13 protein-coding genes and 1 riboswitch are annotated in these 14,909 nt (G+C 61.0%); of the genes, 10 read left to right on the forward strand and 3 right to left on the reverse strand.

Annotated features, from left to right (window positions below):
* Window positions 1–10: 10 nt before the first annotated feature.
* The gene (locus F759_RS0109070; RefSeq protein WP_027799563.1) at window positions 11–1,843 is read right to left on the reverse strand and encodes an extracellular solute-binding protein; all 1,833 of its coding nucleotides are present in this window, start codon (window positions 1,841–1,843) and stop codon (window positions 11–13) included.
* Between the two features lie 422 nt (window positions 1,844–2,265).
* A complete protein-coding gene (locus F759_RS0109080) occupies window positions 2,266–2,613 on the reverse strand; it encodes a hypothetical protein (RefSeq protein ID WP_027799564.1) in 348 nt (115 codons plus the stop codon).
* A gap of 615 nt (window positions 2,614–3,228) precedes the next feature.
* Here F759_RS0109080 and F759_RS0109085 point away from each other — a divergent pair.
* The 10 genes from F759_RS0109085 (at window position 3,229) to F759_RS0109130 (ending at window position 14,018) form a co-directional block, all read left to right on the forward strand.
* Complete coding sequence (locus F759_RS0109085; RefSeq protein WP_027799565.1) at window positions 3,229–4,515, forward strand: MFS transporter; 1,287 nt, start codon at window positions 3,229–3,231, stop codon at window positions 4,513–4,515.
* 18 nt (window positions 4,516–4,533) lie between these two features.
* Entirely contained in the window at window positions 4,534–6,957 is a 2,424-nt protein-coding gene (locus F759_RS0109090; RefSeq protein ID WP_027799566.1) for a glycoside hydrolase family 31 protein, read from the forward strand.
* A gap of 60 nt (window positions 6,958–7,017) precedes the next feature.
* Complete coding sequence (locus F759_RS0109095; RefSeq protein ID WP_027799567.1) at window positions 7,018–8,205, forward strand: porin; 1,188 nt, start codon at window positions 7,018–7,020, stop codon at window positions 8,203–8,205.
* Between the two features lie 99 nt (window positions 8,206–8,304).
* Window positions 8,305–9,114 carry a GntR family transcriptional regulator gene (locus F759_RS0109100; RefSeq protein WP_027799568.1) on the forward strand — a complete coding sequence of 270 codons (810 nt, stop codon included), beginning with the start codon at window positions 8,305–8,307 and terminating at the stop codon, window positions 9,112–9,114.
* A complete protein-coding gene (locus F759_RS0109105) occupies window positions 9,111–10,850 on the forward strand; it encodes a fumarate reductase/succinate dehydrogenase flavoprotein subunit (protein ID WP_027799569.1) in 1,740 nt (579 codons plus the stop codon). Before F759_RS0109100 ends, F759_RS0109105 begins: the two co-directional genes overlap by 4 nt.
* A gap of 12 nt (window positions 10,851–10,862) precedes the next feature.
* Window positions 10,863–11,108 carry a 4Fe-4S dicluster domain-containing protein gene (locus tag F759_RS0109110; protein WP_027799570.1) on the forward strand — a complete coding sequence of 82 codons (246 nt, stop codon included), beginning with the start codon at window positions 10,863–10,865 and terminating at the stop codon, window positions 11,106–11,108.
* A 39-nt stretch (window positions 11,109–11,147) separates the two neighbouring features.
* Window positions 11,148–12,143, forward strand: a complete 996-nt coding sequence (locus tag F759_RS0109115) for a HEAT repeat domain-containing protein (RefSeq protein WP_027799571.1) — start codon at window positions 11,148–11,150, stop codon at window positions 12,141–12,143.
* On the forward strand, window positions 12,140–12,463 hold the full coding sequence (locus F759_RS37490; RefSeq protein ID WP_036023939.1) for a DUF971 domain-containing protein: 324 nt from the start codon (window positions 12,140–12,142) through the stop codon (window positions 12,461–12,463). Before F759_RS0109115 ends, F759_RS37490 begins: the two co-directional genes overlap by 4 nt.
* 146 nt (window positions 12,464–12,609) lie before the next feature.
* Window positions 12,610–13,128 carry a hypothetical protein gene (locus F759_RS0109125; RefSeq protein WP_027799572.1) on the forward strand — a complete coding sequence of 173 codons (519 nt, stop codon included), beginning with the start codon at window positions 12,610–12,612 and terminating at the stop codon, window positions 13,126–13,128.
* A gap of 150 nt (window positions 13,129–13,278) precedes the next feature.
* A riboswitch (FMN riboswitch) is annotated at window positions 13,279–13,446 on the forward strand.
* A 74-nt stretch (window positions 13,447–13,520) separates the two neighbouring features.
* A complete protein-coding gene (locus tag F759_RS0109130) occupies window positions 13,521–14,018 on the forward strand; it encodes a 6,7-dimethyl-8-ribityllumazine synthase (protein WP_027799573.1) in 498 nt (165 codons plus the stop codon).
* Between the two features lie 79 nt (window positions 14,019–14,097).
* On the opposite strand, the gene F759_RS0109135 is transcribed toward F759_RS0109130, so the two are convergent.
* Window positions 14,098–14,907: an SDR family oxidoreductase gene (locus F759_RS0109135; protein WP_027799574.1), complete on the reverse strand. Its 810-nt coding sequence runs from the start codon at window positions 14,905–14,907 to the stop codon at window positions 14,098–14,100.
* Window positions 14,908–14,909 lie beyond the last annotated feature (2 nt).

Genomic DNA, 14,909 nt, shown 5'->3' on the forward strand with positions numbered 1-14,909 from the left:
GCCGACGGCATTACTGCGCCTGCGTTCCTGCTTGCGGCTGCGCGAACCACCACGTCGATGTAATCCAGCCTTCGGCTCCATAGTACAGGGGCAGCGTCGACGGCCACGCAAGCCCACGCTTGAACGCCACGCGATGCGTCGCGCTGTACCAGTGCGGCACGACGTAGTAGCCATGCATCAACACGCGATCGAGCGCATGCGTCGCATCGAGCAGTTGCTCGCGCGTCTGCGCTTGCACGAGCGCGCGCAGGATGGCATCGACTGCGGGCGACTTCAGTCCGATCATGTTGTCGGAACCGTTCGTGTCCGCCGCCTTGCTGCCGAAGCGCTCGATCTGCTCGGAGCCGGGCACCTGCACATCGGGCATGCGGATCGTCGTGGTGTCGAAATCGAATGCATCGAGCCGCTTCTGGTAGACCGCAAAATCGGCTACGCGAAATGTCGCTGTGATGCCGAGCTTTTTCAGGTTCCGAATGAACGTTGCGACGATCGGCTCCATTTGAGCGGCCGATCCCGAGTCGTCGAGTATCTCGAACTGGAACGGCTCGCCGTTTGCGTTGCGCAGCGCGCCGTCGCGATACGTCCATCCGGCCTGCTGCAACAACGCGCGTGCTTGCAGCAGATTCGCGCGTAGCGAGCCGGGTGGATCGGTGTCAGGCTGCTTCGGCGGCGGCCCGAAAACCGCGGGATCGAGCTTCGCGCGCCACGGTTCGAGCAGCGCGAGTTCACCTGGCGAGGGCAGTCCCTTGGCCTGCAGGTCGGTGTTGGCAAAGAAACTGTCGATACGTGTGTACTGATTGAAGAACAACTGCCGGTTCAGCCATTGGAAGTCGAGCGCGAGATCGAACGCCCGGCGCACGCGCACGTCCTGAAACAGCGGCCGCCGCGTGTTAAGCATGAAGCCCTGCATGCCGGTTCCGTTGTGTTGCGGGAAGACCTTTTTAATCAGCTCGCCGCTGTCGAACCTCTTGCCGACGTCGCGTCGGACCCAGTTTCGCGCGACGTACTCCACGAGCGCATCGTACTCGCCCGCCTTGAACGCCTCCAGCCGCGCGACGCTATCGGAATACAGCTTGTAGACGATGCGATCGAAGTTGTACGTGCCGACACGCACCGGCAGCGCCGCGCCCCAATAGTCCGGGTTGCGCCGAAATGTGATCGTGCGCCCGTTGTCGTAGCGTTCGATCAGATACGGGCCGCTGCCGATCGGTTTCTCGAACGCCAACTGATCGAATGGAATATGGCTGCCGTCCGGCCTCATCCCCCACTTGCGCGAGAAGACCGGCATGCCGCCCGCGAGCAACGGCAGCTCGCGATTGCGCTGCTGAAACTCGAACCGTACGGTGTGAGGATCGACAACCACCGCGCGCATGATCTGGCCGAAGATCGACATGAATTGCGGCGCGGCTTGCGGGCTCTTTAACGTGTCGAGCGAATATTTGACGTCGTCCGCGGTGACAGCGTCGCCGTTCGAAAAACGCGCGCGCGGGTTGATATGGAATGTGGTCGACAGGCCGTCCGACGCGACCTTGATGTCGTCGGCGAGCAGTCCATACGCGGATGCCACTTCGTCGCTGCTGCCGGTCGTCAGGCTCTCGAACAGCAGATCGACCCCGGGCGCGGTGTTGCCGCGCAAGGTGAACGGATTGAATTTGTCGAAGCTCGTAAGGCGGCTCGGATTGGCCAACACGAGCGTGCCGCCCTTCGGCGCATCCGGATTGACGTAGTCGAAGTGCTTGAAGTCGGCAGGATATTTCGGCTTGCCGTACTGCCCGATCGCATATACCGCGTGAGCTTGCGGCGCGGCGAACAAACCGGCGACGGCCAGCGCGCCGCACAGCATCGCAACGCGGGCATTACGCCATGAACGCGAGACAACCGTGACATCGACACGCGAGGGCCTCGACATTGCGCTGCATCGAAGTGCATGAGGCGATGGAACCCGTCGCGAGCCTGTTGTCATAAGCGCCTTGGTGATCGTTCAGTGGGCAATTGCGTTGTGACGAATTCTACCCAATAAACCCTCGCAAACCGTAGCTTCGCTCGGCCTCGTGGAGGACAGGCGCCCGATATCCGACAAGCCGCAACGAGCCTGTCAAAGACCTCGCGCGAAGCGAGCGTGCGTAATCTCGATGCGTCGCTCGGCGCTCAGTACTTGCGCGCGGATGACATCTTCCGAGGATCTCATCGAGCGGTACGCGAAACCATGAAAAAAACCGCCCATTGGGGCGGTTCTTATCGTCACTAGCAATTCGTCGGCAGCGTTCAATGCCAGCCGCGACCGTGATCGTAGTGATCGCGACCGTAGTTATAACGCCCCGAAGGATGATGGCGATACCAGTCGTCGCGCGCCCAGTAGCGGCGACCGTCCCAGTAACGGTCGCCGTGCCAGCCGATCACGATGGCGGGACCACCGTAGTACACGGGCGCGGGCTGGTATACGACAGGCGGCGGAGGCGGCGGGGGCGGCGCATAGACCGGAGCTGGCGCGACGTAGACCGGCGCGGGAATGCCTATGTTGACCCCGATGTTGAGCCCGCCGGCCATAGCGGCACTCGACGCACCCAACGCGATAACCCCGATCAATAGCGGAACAAAACGAGCGGACTTCATGGATCACCCTTTGGAAGAATGTGTTGTTGGCGGAAATATAACGCAAGGTCGCAGGCCGCGTATTTCAACTTTGTAATAACTGATGCATAAAATCGCAGCGAGTGCGGGAGGTTACGTCCCGTTACATTCGCGAGCGATTCGGGCGAAAAAAACGGCGGGCTTAGACGGCGAGGAGAGACTCTTTAACCTTCGCGGACAGCTCGACGGGCTGATCAATTACATAGGATGACGAATGATCGACGTGCCAGATTGACGTGCCAATCGCAGGGAATACCCATAGAACGGAGTTACTCGCCGTATGTCGCCGCGTGCGCCCCACGACACTGCTTTCGCACATCACAAGTCCGACCGAGAATGAACATTACATGTTCGAAAGAACATTTATGCGAGAATTTCCGGAAAAGCAGTCATCAGACTTCCGCACCAATTTCAGTGCGACAAAGTAGATTAACCCCTTTTTCCTCGCGCAGTTCGTTGAATAGCAATGGTTTTCCCTAGTATCAAACCGAACACGTAGTGATACGATGACTGACACTAAAGCCGGCTAAAATGTTCGAATTCGCGCATCGCCGCACGAGCGGCCAGCCGCCGGACATGCGGGCATGGAGACAGACTTTGAAGACAATCATTGGTTTGCGCTGGTGGATCATCGCCCTCGTATGTGCTGGGACGATCGTCAATTACCTGTCGCGCAACGCGCTCGGCGTGATGGCGCCCGAGTTGATGAAGCTGATGCACATGAGTACGCAGCAGTACTCGTATGTCGTCGGCGCCTTCCAGGTGGGTTACACCGTGATGCAGCCGGTCTGCGGGCTCATCATCGATCTGATTGGTCTGCGCCTCGGCTTCGCGCTGTTTGCCTGTCTGTGGTCGCTAACCGGCGTGCTGCATGGCTTCGCCAGCGGCTGGTTCTCGCTCGCTGCGCTGCGCGGCTTGATGGGCCTCACCGAAGCGGTCGCCATTCCGGCAGGCATGAAGGTCGTCGCCGAGTGGTTTCCGAATCGCGAGAAATCGGTCGCGGTGGGCTACTTCAACGCGGGCACGTCCCTCGGTTCGCTGCTCGCTCCCCCGCTGGTCGTGTACCTGTCGCTTCGCTATGGGTGGCAAAGCGCGTTCGCCGTGACCGGCGCGCTCGGCTTCGTGTGGGCCGCCGCCTGGTACGCGCTGTATCGTTCCCCGACCGAGCATGCGCGGATCGGCGACGCCGAGCGCAACACCATCGTCAGCGGACAAACGCCGCCCGCGCCACGGCGCAGCAGCATCCGCGAGGTGCTGCGCACGCGTCGTTTCTGGGCTATCGCGCAAGCGCGTTTCTTCGCGGAACCGGCATGGCAGACATTCAGTTTCTGGATTCCCCTTTATCTCGCGACGCAACGTCACATGGATCTGAAGCAGATCGCGCTGTTCGCGTGGCTGCCGTTTCTCGCAGCGGATCTGGGCGGGCTCTTCGGCGGCTACCTGTCGCCCTTCCTGATGAAGCATCTGCGCGTGCCGCTCGTCTGGTCGCGTATCGCGGGCGTCGCGCTCGGCGCGCTAATGATGCTCGGACCCGCATGCATCGGTCTCGTCGCTTCACCGTATGAAGCCATCGCGCTCTTCTGCGTGGGCGGCTTCGCGCATCAGATGATCTCGGCGCTCGTCAACACGCTCGCCGCCGACGTATTCGATCCAAGTGAAGTCGGCACCGTCGCGGGCTTTGCGGGCATGGCCGCGTGGATCGGCGGCCTCGGCTTTTCGCTGCTGGTGGGCGCGCTCGCGGACACCATCGGCTACACACCGCTCTTCGGTGCGCTCGGCGCCTTCGACATCATCGGCGCAACGCTGCTGATCATCCTGATGCGCGGCGTTTCGCGCGACGCACGTCCGCGCGAGGCCGACGCGGCTTCGAATGCGACAGTGTGATTTCATCGAGAACCCATCATGCGTTCAATCACGAACCTCAAGCGCCCGCCGCGCTTTGCGCTGGCGTCTCACGCCGGCCATCACATCGTTCTGGAAGCCGCGGAAAATTGCCGGATCGAACTCTTTGTCCTCGCCGAAGACATCATCCGTGTGCTGGTGCTGCCCGACGGTGAACTGCATGGGCCACGCACATGGGCCATCGCGCCAGGCCTCGAGGACGTCCCGCTCGAAGGCCGCGAGCGCCGCGATACGAGCGGCTTCGCACCGCCGCCCTTCGACGTGTCGAACGACGGCGTGCAACTCATCGTGCAAACGGCGTGCATCCGTTTGAGCGTGACGCTCGACGGCGGATTCTGCGCGTGGGACATCCTGCGCGGCGCCGAATGGCATCGCGTGATGAACGACCGCAAAACGCAGTCGTACAACTTCGGCTGGTGGGACGAGCGCGTGTATCACTACATCGAGCGTCGTAAAGACGAGATGTATGTCGGCCTCGGCGAACGCGCTGGTTCACTCGATCGCGCGGACCAGTCGTACGAGATGCGCAACATCGACGCGATGGGCTACAACGCGCGCACTACCGATCCGCTCTACAAGCACATACCGTTTTACGTGACGTGGCAGCCGCAAACGTCGACAGGCTTCGGGCTCTTTTACGACACACTCGCGGATTGCCGCTTCGACCTGGGCCGCGAGCTCGATAACTATCACGGCCACTATCGCCATTTCATCGCGGAGCATGGCGACCTCGACTATTACTTCATCGCGTCGGCGGACACGCCCTTGCACGCGGTACGCCGCTTTACGTGGCTTACCGGGCGTCCCGCATGGATGCCCAGATGGGGACTCGGCTACTCCGGTTCGACGATGAGTTACACCGACGCGCCGGATGCGCAGCAACGCATGAGCGAATTCATTGAACGATGCGGCGAGCACGACGTGTTGTGCGATTCGTTTCATCTGTCGTCGGGCTATACATCGATCGGTGAGAAACGCTACGTCTTCAACTGGAATCACGAGAAGTTTCCGGACATCGACGGCTTCGTGAACGGCTACCTTCAACATGGCGTGCGCCTGTGCGCGAACATCAAGCCGTGCCTGCTGCAAGACCACCCCGCGTTCGAAGAGGCTGCAAACGCGGGGCTGCTGATTGCATCGAGCAACGGCGAGCCCGCCTGGGTGCAGTTCTGGGACGAGGTCGGCGCTTATCTCGACTTCACCAATCCCGCCACGGTCGACTGGTGGAAGTCACGCGTGAAAGATAGCCTGCTGATACACGGCATAGCCGCGACCTGGAACGACAACAATGAGTTCGAGGTCTGGGCTCGCGATGCGATCGCGCGCGGTTTTGGCAAGCCCTATCCAGCCCACCAGGCGAAGGTTCTGCAAACCCAGTTGATGATGCGTGCCTCGCGCGATGCGCAACGCGAATTCACGCCTGAACGCCGGCCATTTCTCGTGTCGCGTTCGGGCGGCGTGGGCATGCATCGCTATGTGCAGACCTGGTCGGGCGATAACTACACGTCGTGGGAAACCCTGCGCTTCAATCTCAAAATGGGCCTCGGTCTCGCCATGTCCGGCGTGTCGAACAGCGGTCATGACATCGGCGGATTCTCGGGTCCCGCGCCCGGTCCGGAACTCTTCGCACGATGGGTCGCTTTCGGCATCTTCCTGCCGCGCTTCAGCATTCACTCCTGGAACGACGACGGCACCGTCAACGAACCGTGGATGTACCCCGAAGTCACGCAGCAGGTCGCCGCTCTGATCAAACTGCGCTACAGGCTGATTCCGTATCTTTACGAGTTGCTCTGGCAATCGCACAGCGCCTACGAACCCGTTGTGCGTCCCATGTTCGCAGAGTTCCCGCACGACGCGCGCTGCCTTGCCGACGGCGACGACATGATGCTCGGTTCGTCGATGCTGGTCGCGCCGGTGGTCGATGCGGGCCAATCGACGCGCGACGTCTATCTGCCCTCGGGAATGCGCTGGGTGTCGTACTGGAGCGGCGAATCGTTCGATGGCGGCCAGACAGTCACGCTGCCCGCGCCATTCGATCAGCCCGTCATGTTGCTGCGTGAGGGCAGCGTGATTGCGCTCAACATCGCCGAACAACACTTTGGCCGCCCCGCTGACGAACGCGCATTCATCGCTGTGCCATATGCGGGCGCTGGCACGGCGCACGGCGGCTCTATCGAGGACGACGGCGAAACGGAAGCCTGGCGCTCAGGTGCGCAAGGCCGCTGGAACCTGACGATCGCAAGCGACGCGAATGCGCTGCGCGTTGCGATCGAACGCGAAGGTGCGATGGCGGATGCGCTGAGCGAAATCCGCGTGTTCGTGCCGATGCACGAAACGCGCGCGGTCATCTGCGAACGTGGAGCGCTGCTGAACGACCACCGCGCCGATGGCTGGCGATGCCTGACTATTTCCATCGCGCCCTGAACGCACGCTATTGCGCTCAACAACACAACGCCGCACAACTAGATCGGAGACTTCCAAACCATGAACTCATTGAAGCGCGCGCGCACCCGCGCGGTCGTCATGTCCTGCCTGCCGCTCGCGGGCGCGTTGCTATCCAGCGGCGCATCGGCGCAAAGCAGCGTCACGCTATACGGTGTCGTCGACAACGCGTTCACCTATGTCAGCAATCAGCGCGGCCATGCGAACTTCTATATGAGTCAGGGGAATCTGCAGGCAAGCAAGTTCGGCCTGCTCGGCGCGGAAGATCTCGGCGGCGGCACCAAAGCAATTTTCCGGCTTGAAAGCGGTTTTAACTCGTTGACCGGCGCACAAAGCAGTTCGGGCTTTATTTTCAACCGGCAGGCGTATGTGGGGCTCAGCAACGACCGCTACGGAACGGTGACGCTCGGCCGCCAGTACACGCCCTACTTCCAGATGGTCGGCGCGCTCGGGCCGACAGGCGTACTGACGGGTGCAACCGGCGCGCATCCCGGCGACATCGACTCACTCGACACCACACTGCGATTAAATAATTCGGTAACCTATCTATCTCCGACACTCGCCGGTCTGCAATTCAGCGCGCAATACGGACTCGGCGGCGTGCCCGGCAGCGTCGCCAACGGCAGTCACTTCAGCGCGGCATTGCGCTACGATTACAAGCCGTTCGCCATCGCCGCGGGTTACGTGAAGCTGAAAGATATCGCGACGAGTGCGGCGCTCGGCACTTACGCAATCAACTCGCCGGTGAATAGCGGCTACGCGAGCGCACGCAGCGCACAACTCTTCGCGGCTGCGGCGCGCTATACCGCGCAGGATCTGATGATCGGCATCAACTACTCAAACGTGCAATATGCGCCGGGCCACGGCTCGCTGTTCGCAAACGAAGGCGTGTTCAACACATACGGCGTCATTTCGACCTACCGGATCACGCCTGCCGTGATTGTCGGCGCCGGCTACAGCTATACGCGAGCGAACAAAGCGAACGGTGTCAGCGACCCGGCGCGCTATCACCAGATCTCGCTCGAACAGACCTACAGCCTGTCGACGCGCACCACGCTTTACGCGCTGGAGGCGTATCAACTCGCGCGCGGCAAGACACTCGCCGCGGCGGGCAGCGGCGCCACGAGCATTATCGACGCTGTGGCCGTGGTCGGCGACTCGCAGAATGCGACGCCCTCTTCGGGGCCTTCGCAGTTCGTCGGCATGGTGGGACTGCGGCACGCGTTCTGACTAACTCCGCGACGAGAAATACATAGCAGAAAAACTTGGTTTGAAGCGAGGCGGTGTCTTACTAGACTGCACATCGTCTTGTCATAACAAGTTTGAGCGATGTCCAAAACGACTCTCGTGCCGGTAACAGCCGATACCGCAATGGTATCGGCTACGCCTCTTCCGCTTTACGCGCAGATCAAGGACGTGCTGCGCGAGCGCATACTCGACGGCACCTATGCGCCGCATTCGCAGATGCCGTCCGAACACGAACTGTGCCGCATGTTCGACGTGAGCCGCATCACTGTTCGTCAAGCGCTCGGCGATCTGCATAAGGAAGGTCTGCTGTTCAAGCTGCACGGCAAAGGCACCTTCGTCGCCAAGCCCAAGGCGTTCCAGAATGTCACGTCATTGCAGGGCTTCGCGGAAGCCATGTCGTCGATGGGCTACGAAATCGTCAACCAGTTGCGCAGTTTCGGAACGGTCGAAGCCGGACGCCACGTTGCCGCGCGCCTGAACCTCGCCGAAGGCGCGCCGGTCACCGAGATTCATCGCGTACGGCTGCTCAATCGCGAGCCCATATCGCTCGAATTGACATGGGTCCCGCAAGCCATCGGCAAGCGCCTGGCGATTGCGGACCTCACGACGCGCGACATATTCCTGGTTCTCGAGAACGACTGCGGTGTGCCGCTCGGTCACGCCGATGTTTGCATCGACGCGATTCTCGCCGATCAAGACATGGTCGACGCATTGCGCGTCGAAGAAGGCAGCCCCGTGTTGCGTATCGAGCGTCTCACGCATGACGCGTCGGGACAGCCGGTCGATTTCGAATACCTGTACTTTCGCGGCGACGCCTTTCAGTACCGGCTGCGCGTCGACCGCGAAAAACACCTGCAACAGAGCAGCAAAAATGCGACGGAGGCACGATGAATACGCATGTACTCGACTACGACGTGGTGGTGGTCGGCGGCGGAACGGCAGGCCCGATGGCTGCCATAAAGGCGAAGGAGCGCGATCCATCGCTGAAGGTGTTGCTGCTCGAGAAAGCCAACGTGAAGCGCAGCGGCGCAATTTCGATGGGTATGGACGGGCTAAACAACGCGGTGATTCCGGGTCACGCAACGCCCGAACAGTACACGCGCGAAATAACGATCGCGAATGACGGCATCGTGGATCAGGAGGCCGTGTATGCGTATGCGCGCCACAGTTTCACGACGATCGAGGAACTGGACCGCTGGGGCGTCAAATTCGAAAAGGACGGCACCGGCGACTATGCAGTAAAGAAAGTGCATCACATGGGTTCGTATGTGCTGCCGATGCCTGAGGGTCATGACATCAAGAAAGTGCTGTACAGGCAGCTCAAACGCGCACGCGTAGCGATTACCAACCGGATCGTCGCGACGCGGCTCCTGACCGATTCGCAAGGCCGTGTTTGCGGCGTGCTCGGTTTCGATTGCCGCACCGCCGACTTCTACGTGGTGCGCGCGAAAGCCGTCATCCTGAGTTGCGGTGCTGCGGGAAGGCTAGGTCTACCGGCCTCCGGCTATCTGATGGGCACATACGAAAATCCGACCAATGCCGGCGACGGCTACGCAATGGCTTATCACGCCGGCGCCGCGCTCGCGAACCTCGAGTGCTTCCAGATCAACCCGCTCATCAAGGACTATAACGGCCCGGCTTGCGCGTATGTGACCGGGCCGCTCGGCGGCTTTACCGCGAACGGCAAAGGCGAACGCTTTATCGAATGCGACTACTGGAGCGGCCAGATGATGTGGGAGTTCTATCAGGAACTCCAAAGCGGCAACGGTCCCGTGTTCCTGAAACTCGACCATCTCGCGGAAGAAACGATTCAAACGATCGAACAGATTCTGCACACCAACGAACGTCCGAGCCGCGGCCGCTTCCATGAAGGGCGAGGCACCGATTACCGCACGCAGATGATCGAGATGCATATTTCGGAAATCGGCTTTTGCAGCGGGCACAGTGCTTCGGGCGTGTACGTCAACGCGCGCGCGGAAACCAGCGTGCCTGGTCTTTATGCGGCCGGCGACATGGCGGCGGTGCCGCACAACTACATGCTCGGCGCGTTTACTTACGGATGGTTCGCGGGTCATAACGCGGCGGAATATGTAGCGGGCCGCGAACACGCCGCCATCGACGCAGAGCAGATCGACGCCGAACGCACGCGCATTTATGCACCACTCGAGCGCGAGAACGGCCTTTCGCCTGCACAGGTCGAGTACAAGCTGCGTCGCTCGGTGAACGATTATCTGCAACCGCCGAAGGTCACGCGAAAAATGGAAATCGGTCTGCAACGCTTTGCAGAAATCAGTGAGGATATCGAGTCGATATCGGCCACACATCCGCACGAATTGATGCGCGCGGCCGAGGTGCGTGCGATACGCGATTGCGCGGAAATGGCCGCACGTGCGTCGCTCTTTCGAACCGAGAGTCGCTGGGGTCTGTATCACCATCGCGTGGACTACCCCGAGCGCGACGATGCGCAGTGGTTCTGCCACACACATCTGCGCAAGGACGCGAACGGCCGCATGACGAGCGAAAAGCGCGCGGTCGAACCGTATATCGTTGCGCTTAACGAAAACGAACGCGATGCCTATCGTAGCCTGCGAATCGGCGAGCCTGCGCTCGACGCCGCAACTGCCTGACGGAGCAACCCGATGTCTTTTACGCCGCACGATATTTTCCAGCGCAGTTCAGCGCCCGTCACGATCGACGAAAACAGGTGTATTGCCGAAAAGGGCTGCACGGTATGCGTCGATGTGTGTCCGCTCGACCTGCTCGCGATCGACATAAAAAAAGGCAAGGCGTACATGCAGTTCGACGAGTGCTGGTACTGCATGCCTTGCGAGCAGGATTGTCCGACGGGCGCAGTGAAAGTGTCCATTCCGTATCTTCTGCGTTGAGCGATGCGCGCAGTTCCTTCTCTCCATTCAGGTCCGCCCATGTCCCATTCGATCGATCCGGGCGCTTCGCTCGATAGTAGTGCAGGGGAAACAGCCGCCCTCCTGTCTCGTCTCGCCGACGAAGACGCCGTCGTGCGCCGGATTGCGCTAATCGATCTGGCCGATCTGGAGGATACCTATGTCATAGAGCCTATCGTCGCAGCGCTGCGGCGCGATGCATCGCCCGATGTGCGCGGCGAGGCCGCGCGTCTGCTTGCCTCATGGGAGCGCGGCGATGTGGTGGACGCGCTATGCAACGCGTTGCTCGATGACGACGCGGCGGTTCGCGCAAGCGCCGCACAGAGCCTGTCGGAGCTGAAGCAAGCGTCCTCCGGCGCGATACTACTCGACTGGCTGAAGCAACCCGACCCGTTCGTGCGTTCAGCGTTGTTGCGCGCGCTACGCGAACTGCGCGTGGCCGATGCGCTGACACCGGCGTTGCAGGCGCTCGCGGACGCGGACGCGAACGTGCGCGTCGAGGCCGTCGGCGTATTGGGATGGTTGAAGGATCCGGTTGCGCTTGGCCCATTAGCCTCTGTCGCGACCAGCGATCCCGACACTTCGATCCGGCGCGCCGCGATAGCGGCACTCGGCTTTGCGCCGCCGGGGCACCCTGAGGCAGCGGCCGCGCTCTTCGGCGCCTTGCACGTCGACGCGTGGCAGGTGCGCGAAGAAGCCGCCACGACGCTCGGCAAACTGCGCGTCGCTAAATCGCGCGATGCGCTTATCGAAGCGCTCGGCGACGCCTATTGGCAAGTACGTTTGCGCGCACTGCGCGCGTTGGGGCAGATCGGCGACGCCGCTAGCGCGACGCACGTCGCTGCCCTGCTCTCGCATCCGATCAGCAACGTGCGCAAGGAAGCCGCGCTTGCGCTCGGTGAAATCGGCGACGCTGAAATACTGAGCGCACTCGAAGCGGCGCAAGCCGACGCCGATCCGGACGTTCGCAAGGCGGTGCGGATCGCGCTGAGCCAAATCGCCGGGCGTCAACGATGAACGTGCCTGAATACGTGGCGATCGACGCGACTATCGCTAGCCTGTCGATACGCTGGCCGGGCGGTGCGATTGCACAGTTGCCGTTTGCTGCGCTGCGCTCGGCATGCCTATGCGCACAGTGTCGCAGGCGCAAGCTCGATGGACAGGCGCCATCATCGCTGCCCGACGTTAGACTGCTCGATGCGCGGCCGTCGGGCTATGGTCTGCAACTGGTGTTCGACGACGGCCATGAGCGCGGCATTTTCCCTTGGACTTACCTTGAAGGGCTGGCAAAAGACGCCAGAAGCAAGCCAGAATATGAAGAATCCGGACAACCTTAAAGAGGCGTCCCGACGCCGCTCGTTCACTGCTTAAGCATCGACACGGCTCGTTCAAATGAGAATCCTCCCATTTTTGCGACGAACCCTGCGCATACATACTCGTTGACCGACTGGGCGTACCGCCCCGCCTCACAACGAGATAAGCAATGAAAGTGTTTTTGTTGAGTGACCTTGTCGCTCAGGAACTGGCGTCCATGCAAATCGACGGGAAGTGGCTCTCATTTGCGCACTTTGTCGAATCAAGTCAGTTGTGGGCCTCGCGCCATGCGCCTGACCTCACGCTGTCCGAAGCATTTTTGAAGGAGACGGAACGCGAGGTCCTGGAGATTGCAACACGGCTCGCCGGCAATGAAGCCGTTGCGCGCGACTACTTGCAATCGCCCACTGTGTTCGACGATCTTCTGACGGCCAACTACGCGCATCCCTTGCGCTCGCAAGCGCTGTCCGCAACGCTTGCGGCGTGCCGTGAAAAAGTTTCCTGCGACGCAGCCTGTGCAGAGCTGCGCGGGCGCACACTGGCACAACGCGTCGCGTCCTGTAACCAGGCGTCTGCGCTGACTTGCCATCCGGCGCTTTTCCGATTGGTGCGCAAAACAGCCGACGCAGTTGACGTCGATAAGCGAGGCGGCATTCCAAGCGTCGACGGCAAAGATCAGGCCGGCTGAATCGTCTGACGCATCGTCATTCCGCGCAAAACGTGCCCGCGTCGCATGGCTTTATCATCGCTTCATCACCCGCGTCCGGCTGCCATTCACAGGTTGACTCAGCGAGCGAGCCATCCGCATTTCTGGTAACGTACACCCCGTTCGTCAAGAACACGTTCTCGGGGCGGGGTGCAACTCCCCACCGGCGGTAATCGTCTTTAACGGGACGTAGCCCGCGAGCGCTCTCGTTTCGCCATGTTTTCACCGCGAAAAGAGAGGTCAGCAGACCCGGTTGGATTCCGGGGCCGACGGTAATAGTCCGGATGAAAGAGAACAGGACGGTCAGCGTCCTTCACGCAAAGTGAAGGCTTCTGGCCGTCCTTCGCCCTGTTCATACAAACAGGCTGAAGTCCATGAACATGTCTACCTCTCTCGAATCACAAACAGTGTCCTCGTCCGGCATCCGTCCGCGCATTGCGTTTGTTCAGGCATGCTGGCACCGCGACATTGTCGACCAGTGCAAGTCGTCGTTTTTACAGTCGATCCAGAAACACGGATATGCCTCGGAAGACATCGATCTTTATGAAGTCGCAGGCGCCTTCGAAATTCCGTTGCACGCAAAGCGCCTCGCGCAAAGCGGCCGCTATGCGGCCATCGTTGCGGCAGGACTCGTCGTCGATGGCGGCATTTATCGTCACGAGTTCGTTGCACAAGCCGTCATCAACGGATTGATGCAGGTTCAACTCGAAACGGGTACGCCGGTCTTTTCCGCTGTTCTAACACCTCATCACTTTCATCATGGCGACGAGCACATTGGCTTCTTCAAGGAACACTTCGTCGTGAAAGGCGCGGAGGCGGCTCACGCCTGCGCGGATACGGTCGCCAAGCTGGCTGCATTGCCGGTGCGCTGACTCTTCATGTGCACGACACGCGGCTTCGGGCAACGTCTGAAGCGCTGCCCACGGCCGCGTTGCGAAGGCCGCCTCGCGCTCAGGACATGAACATGCCGCCGTCGACGTTGACCGTTTGTCCGGTGATATAGGCTGCGTCCTCGGAAGCGAGGAACGTTACGAGGCCGGCCACGTCCTCGCCGCTTCCCGCGCGTTTCATCGGAATGTTGGCGACCCACTCGGCCATCAGTTCGCCCGGCTTGTAATTGCCGAGCAGCTTGCCCCACGCTTCGTCGTTATACGACCACATGTCCGTGCTGATAATGCCGGGGCAAAACGCGTTGACCGTGATGCCGGTCGGCGCGAGTTCCCTGGCAAGGCTTTGGGTAATGCCGAGCACGCCGAACTTGCTTGCCGCGTAATGCGGCGTATAGACAAACCCCTGCCGCGCCTGCCCCGAAGCCGTGTTGATCAGCCGGCCGCCCTTTCTTGCCCGCAGCATGCGCGTCGCCGCTTCCTGACAGCACAGGAATACGCCCTTCGTGTTCACTGCCATTACCTTGTCCCACTCGGCCTCGGTGAGATCCGGCAGCTTCGCAATGGTGATGACGCCCGCGTTCTGCACGGAGACATCGACTTCGCCTAGCTTGCCGGCCACTTCCTCGTAAAGAGCAACGACCTGTGCCTTGTCCGTCACGTCGGTCTCTACCGAGATCGCGTTGAAGCCCGCATCGCGCAATTGCGCCGCCGCATCGTGCACGCCTTTCTCATTAGCGGAAACACAGACGCTCGCGCCTTCCCGAGCGAAGCGTTCAGCAACCGCGAGACCGATGCCGCGACTGCCGCCCGTTACGACAACAACCTTGTTCACGAACCGCTTTGCCTCGTAGACCACTTCCACTCTCCTCATGA

This window comes from Paraburkholderia dilworthii, assembly GCF_000472525.1.
Classification (GTDB): Bacteria; Pseudomonadota; Gammaproteobacteria; order Burkholderiales; family Burkholderiaceae; genus Paraburkholderia; species Paraburkholderia dilworthii.